This is a genomic window from Mycobacterium sp. (assembly GCF_049278535.1).
Lineage (GTDB): Bacteria > Actinomycetota > Actinomycetes > Mycobacteriales > Mycobacteriaceae > Mycobacterium.
In genome coordinates, this window is sequence record NZ_JBAPMI010000107.1 from 1 (window position 1) to 5,993 (window position 5,993).

5 protein-coding genes are annotated in these 5,993 nt (G+C 62.0%); all 5 read left to right on the forward strand.

Translation table 11 applies throughout. The annotated features are described in order from the left end of the window. The first annotated feature begins 661 nt into the window (after positions 1-661). Complete coding sequence (locus WAO18_RS06995) at positions 662-1,372, forward strand: MlaE family ABC transporter permease (protein WP_422205015.1); 711 nt, start codon at positions 662-664, stop codon at positions 1,370-1,372. Positions 1,373-1,394: 22 nt separating this feature from the next. Beyond that, positions 1,395-2,249, forward strand: a complete 855-nt coding sequence (locus WAO18_RS07000; RefSeq protein ID WP_422205008.1) for an ABC transporter permease — start codon at positions 1,395-1,397, stop codon at positions 2,247-2,249. Positions 2,250-2,253: 4 nt separating this feature from the next. Further along, on the forward strand, positions 2,254-3,603 hold the full coding sequence (locus WAO18_RS07005) for an MCE family protein (RefSeq protein ID WP_422205010.1): 1,350 nt from the start codon (positions 2,254-2,256) through the stop codon (positions 3,601-3,603). A 36-nt stretch (positions 3,604-3,639) separates the two neighbouring features. Then, on the forward strand, positions 3,640-4,668 hold the full coding sequence (locus WAO18_RS07010) for an MCE family protein (protein ID WP_422205012.1): 1,029 nt from the start codon (positions 3,640-3,642) through the stop codon (positions 4,666-4,668). Further along, the coding region (locus WAO18_RS07015) for an MCE family protein (RefSeq protein WP_422205013.1) at positions 4,665-5,993 on the forward strand (1,329 nt) is incomplete at its 3' end. The genes WAO18_RS07010 and WAO18_RS07015, both read left to right, overlap by 4 nt.

Here is a 5,993-nt window from a genome sequence, read left to right on the forward strand (position 1 = left end):
GCAGCCGGAGCAGTGGTGTATGTCCGACCAGCTGTGTGACGTCTTCGGCAATGCTCATTTACATTCGCTCCAACGATGATGGATCAAAGTTCGTCGGCCTCCCACTGTATGTCGAACTCTATGGCCACCTCCGCGGGGATGGCTAGCGCAACGGGGGTAAACCATTGTGGTGCCCCGTCCAATCACATTTCTTCTGCCTGATCCGAATCCTCCCGCTCAGCGATCCAAACCCGTAAATTCCCGTCGTGGTCTGTGTGTGCAGGCGGGCAGCGGCATCGATGTCGCGCGCCTGCACACTTGCATACCTGCAGAAAGCAGGGTGAGCTCAAGCCTTCCCCGTAGCCAGAGGAGTGCGATGACGTGCACCATGAGTCGCCAGAACGAGCAAACTCGATGAAGGCCGCCGTCGTCGCAGGAATCTCGGCAATTCGCCACGAGTCGCACCTGATAAACGCCGAGAATCCGAGCCGGTGGACCATCCGTCCGAACGGTTGGCATGAACCAATTGAGCAAACTCGTCTAACAACAGAGTCACGGTTTTCGTCACACGAGTATGGCTCTCGGCGGAGCGGATAGGCCGTTGCCGCAGAGAACTCCAGGGCCGACGGTTGCCGGGATTGATTGGTCCAAACCCGCCACCGGCATCGGCGATTTCGTCGTCATGGCGGGCGAAACATTCGCCGCTGCATTTCGCCGACCTTTCGCGATGCGCGAACTGATCGATCAGATCTGGTTCGTTGCGCGAGTGTCGATCGTGCCGACGCTGGTGCTGTCGATTCCGTACACGATTCTCATCGTCTTCACGTTGAACATCGTGCTGATCGAGGTCGGCGCCGGCGACCTGTCCGGCGCAGGTGCTGCATTGGCGTCGGTCACCCAGGTGGGGCCGGTGGTCACGGCGATCGTGGTTTCGGGGGCGGGCTCCACGGCGATGTGCGCCGACCTCGGCGCCCGAACGATTCGCGAGGAGATCGACGCGATGAAGGTCATTGGCGTCAACCCCATCCAGGCGCTGGTGGTGCCGCGAGTCATCGCCGCGACTTTCGTTGCCCTGCTGCTGTATTCGGCAGTCGCAGTGGTCGGCCTTACCGGCAGCTACTTTTTCGTGGTGTATGTCCAGCACGTCACGCCGGGCGCGTTCATCTTTGGGATGACCCTCCTGACCGGCCTGCCGCAGGTGATCGTATCGCTGGTCAAGGCAATGCTTTTCGGGCTTTCCGCCGGTCTGATCGCCTGCTACAAGGGCTTGTCCGTCGGTGGCGGACCAATCGCGGTGGGTAACGCCGTCAACGAGACGGTCGTGTTCGCTTTCATGGCCTTGTTCCTGATCAACATCTTGGCCACTGCGTTCGGCGTGAAGGTGTCGCCATGACTGCCCGGCGGGGGTGGCGCTCATGACGACGGCCGACGAAGACGAAAGGTACATCCCCGGCCGCGAGATCCTAGGTCGCGTTGTCGACGCGATCCGCAGCCTCGGCGAGCAAACGGTCTTCTACGTCACCGCGCTGGGTTCCACTGTCGATGCCGTCCGGCGCTACCCCAGCGAGGTGCTGCGGTTGGTCGCGGTGCTGGGCATGGGCACTGGAGCGTTGGCGGTTATCGGCGGCACTGTGGTGATCATCGGATTCCTGACCCTGAGCACCGGTGCGCTGATCGCCGTTCAGGGTTACAACACGCTGTCGAACGTCGGAATCGAAGCTCTCACAGGCTTTTTAGGGGCATTCCTGAACGTCCGGTTCATCGCGCCGGCGACCGCGGGTGTCGCACTGGCCGCCACTATCGGAGCGGCCGCCACCGCGCAACTCGGCGCCATGCGCATCAACGAAGAGATCGACGCGCTGGAGTCGATGGCGATCCATCCAATCACCTATCTGGCGTCCACTCGCATCGTCGCGGGCGTGCTCGCGGTCATCCCGATCTATACCGTCGCCGTGTTGATGTCGTTTCTGGCGACCCGGTTCGGCACGACGATCGTCTACGGTCAGTCGCGCGGCGTGTACGACCACTATTTCTCGTCGTTTCTGCACCCGACCGACCTGTTGTGGTCGTTCACCGAGGCGCTGGCGATGGCCGCCGCGGTGATGGCGGTGCACACCTATTACGGCTACACCGCGACCGGCGGCCCGGCCGGCGTCGGCGAGGCAGTGGGTCGTGCCGTGCGTACCTCGATCACTGCGGGGGTTTTCATTCTCCTGACCATCACGCTGTCGGTGTACGGGCAGTCCGGCAACTTCCACTTGTCGGGGTGACGGAATGAGCCAGGAAACCCGGCGGCGCCGGGGAGTTGATCCCATTTGGTGGGCACCGGTACTCGTTCTGGTGGTCGTCGTGGTCAGCACGCTGACCGCGATGGCGTTCGAAGGAACGTTTAAGAGAACCGTCCCGCTCACCGTCATCTCGGACCGGGCCGGTTTGGTCATGGAAGACGACGCGAAGGTGAAGTTGCGCGGCGTCCAGATCGGTGAAGTGACAAGAGTCGTGAATTACGCCGACGCGGCCGGTACGAATCTGTCGATGCTGAAGCTGAAGATCTATCCCAACGAATTCCGTTACCTGCCCAGCAACATCGAGGCGGAGATCAAGTCCAGCACCGCATTCGGGGCCAAGTACGTCGACCTCATCGTCCCTGCAGAGGGTGCCAGCCATCGTGAATTGGCCAAAGGTGCTGTGCTACACAGCCGCAACGTGACCGTTGAGGTCAATAGCGTCTTCGAGAACTTGCAGTCGATAGTTCGTGCGATCGACCCGGCGAAGCTGAACGGTGTGCTCTCGGCACTGGCGGACGGCTTCCGCGGCAAAGGCGAGCGCATCGGTGAGGCGATCAGCGGAGGCAACGAATTTCTGGTTGCCGTGAACCCGAAGCAAGCGACCATCCGGAAAGACTGGCAGCTGTTCGGCAAGACCGCCGCAGCCTATTCGGTTGCGGCGCAAGACCTTTTGTCGGCGCTTGATTCTTTCAGCACGACGAGCGTCACGATCACCAAAAACAAAAAAGCGCTCAACGATGTGCTGCTGGATGCGATCGGCTTCTCGAGCGCCGGGATCAACACCATCGGCCGGAATCAGCAGAACCTGGTCAGTGCAATCAACCTGGTAGCGCCGACTTTTGAGCTGTTGAACAAATACTCACCGACCTACAAGTGCACCTTCGAGGGCGCGGTCTGGTACCTCGAGAACGGCGGTAGAGCCGCAATGGGGGGCAACGGCAAATCCCTCAACATCGACGGTGGGCTGCTGTTCGGTGACGACCCGTACCGCTACCCCGACAACTTGCCGCGCGTGCAGGCCAAGGGTGGCCCCGGCGGCAGGCCGAGCTGTGGTTCTCTGCCTGACGCGAGCGCGAACTTCCCGGTCAAGTATCTGGTCACCGACACCGGATTCGGCACCGGGCTGGATGTCCGGCCCAACACCGGCATCGGTTTCCCCGGCTACGTCAACTACTTCCCGGTCACCAAGGGAACTCCCCAGCCGCCGCTGATCCGCTACCCAGGCGGTCCGGCGCCCGGGCAGGCGCCGGCCTACCCCGGACAACCCCCTTACGGCGCACCTGACTATGCCGGGGCAGCGACGCCGCCGCTCCCGCCCGCACCTCCAGCTCCCTAGTCCACCCTGACGCTTTCGAAAAAGTAAGGAACAGCAATGAGAACTGACGCCGGCGCCATCGCGCGTGTGGTGGCGTTTACCGTTGTCTCCCTTGCTTTCGTCTTTATTCTGGTGACGGTTTTCGGGCAGTTCCGGTTTGACACCCGCACGTCCTACAGCGCGGTGTTTTCGAATGTCTCGGGGCTCAAGGGCGGCAACTTCGTTCGCGTTGCCGGTGTCGAGGTCGGCAAGGTCAGTGACCTCAAGCTGGACAAGGACGGCACCGTCCACATCAACTTCGCCATCGACAAGGGACTGAGGCTCACCGAGGGCACCAAGGCGTCAGTGCGCTACGAAAATCTGATCGGCGACCGTTATCTCGCTCTCGAGGACGGCCCCGGTCCGCCACGGCGATTGCCGCAGGGAGCCACGATCCCGTTGGCCCGCACCTCGCCCGCCCTCGACGTCGACGCGCTCATCGGTGGTTTCCCGCCGCTGTTCCGAGCGTTGGATCCCGACCAGGTCAACGCGTTGTCCGGCCAACTGCTGCGGGTATTCCAGGGTGAGGGCGCCACCATCTCGTCGGTGCTCGGTGAGACTTCCGCTCTGACAACCACTTTGGCGAACCGCGATAAGCTGATCGGCGATGTGATCACCAACCTGAACGTCGTGCTGCATACCTTCGGCACCCGCGACAAGCAGTTCTCCGACGGCCTCGACAAGCTGTCCCAACTCGTCGACGCACTGTCCGAGCGCAAAGCCGACATCACCAAGGACGTCGCCTACATCAACGCCGCGACCGGATCCGTTGCCGATTTGTTGACGCAGGCGCGACAACCGATCAAAGACACTGTGGTGCAAACGGATCGCGTCTCGGGGCAGATCGAGTCCGATCACGACTACTTCGACGACCTGATCAAGACTCTTCCCGACGTTTATCAAACGCTGTCCCGCCAGGGTCTGTACGGCGACTACTTCGGCTTCTACATCTGCGATGTGATCATCAAGCTCAACGGCCGGAACGGGCAACCCACGTTCGTGAAGCTGGTGAGCCAGGTAACCGGGCGGTGCTTGCCGAAAAAATGACCTCGATTATCAGCCGTTTCGGCACTCTGAAAGGCAAGCTCAAGCGACGCGACATCACACCGCTCGCTGACCGTAACCGGACCACCGTCGGTCTGGTCGGCATCGGCATCGTCGTCGCCCTGGTCGCTGCTGTCTTCTCCTACGAGAAGATTCCGTTCCTCACCGGAAAGTCCGGCTATTCCGCGTATTTCACTGAGGCGGCAGGAATCAAGCCGAACAGTGACGTGCGAGTTTCAGGACTTTCGGTCGGCCGAGTGTCCAGCGTCAAACTGGACGGGACGAAGGTTCTGGTCAGTTTCACCGTCGATGACGACGTTGCACTGGGCAACCGCACCGAAGCGTCGATCAAGACCGAGACCGTGCTTGGCACCAAGATGCTCGAAATAACCCCGCGCGGAGACGGCAAGCTGGAAGGCACCATCCCGGTGGAGCGCACGCGCGCGCCTTACGACCTACCGGACGCCTTGGGCGATTTGACCAGCACCATCAGTGCTTTGGACACCGCAAAGCTGTCTTCGGCGCTGACGACGTTGGCGAACACCTTCAAAGAAACTCCACCAGATTTGAAGGCCGCACTCGAGGGAGTTGCGCAGTTCTCCAGCACGCTGGACAACCGTGACGCGAAGCTGCGCAGCCTGCTGACCAATGCGAACAAGGTCACCGGCGTGCTGGGCAAGCGCAGCGACCAGATCGCCAACCTGGTCATCAACGCGAATGCCTTGCTGGCCGAGCTTCTGACGCAACGCAATTCGGTCGACGCGCTGATGACCAACATCGGGGCCGCGACGCGGCAGATATCTGCCGTCGTCGGAGATAACCGGACCCAGCTCAAGCCCGCACTCGACAAGCTCAATGCAGTGCTGTCGGTCTTGGACGACCGCAAGAAGGAACTGCAGCGCACCCTGTACCTCATTCCGAAGTACGCGATGTCGTTCGGTGAAGTGCTGGGGTCGGGACCGTTCTTCAAAGCCTCGCTACCGAACCTGACGTTGGGGCAATTTGTGCAGCCGTTCACCGATGCGGCGTTCTCCGATTTGGGGCTTGATCCCAATGTGCTGCTGCCGTCGCAACTTGTCGATCCGGGCACCGGCCAGCCTGGCCTACCGCTGCTGCCGTTGCCGTACCCGCGAACCGGACAGGGCGGCGAGCCCAGGCGGTCGATCCCGGACGCGATCACCGGCAACCCAGACCAGCAGTCGTGTGGTCCGGCGGGCATCCCGCTTCCCGGGCCCGGTTGCTACCCCTACCGGCCGCCGCCGCCGGCGCCGCCGCCAGGTGGGCCACCGCCCGGCCCGCCGGCTGACCTCCAGCCGCCTCCCAAGCAG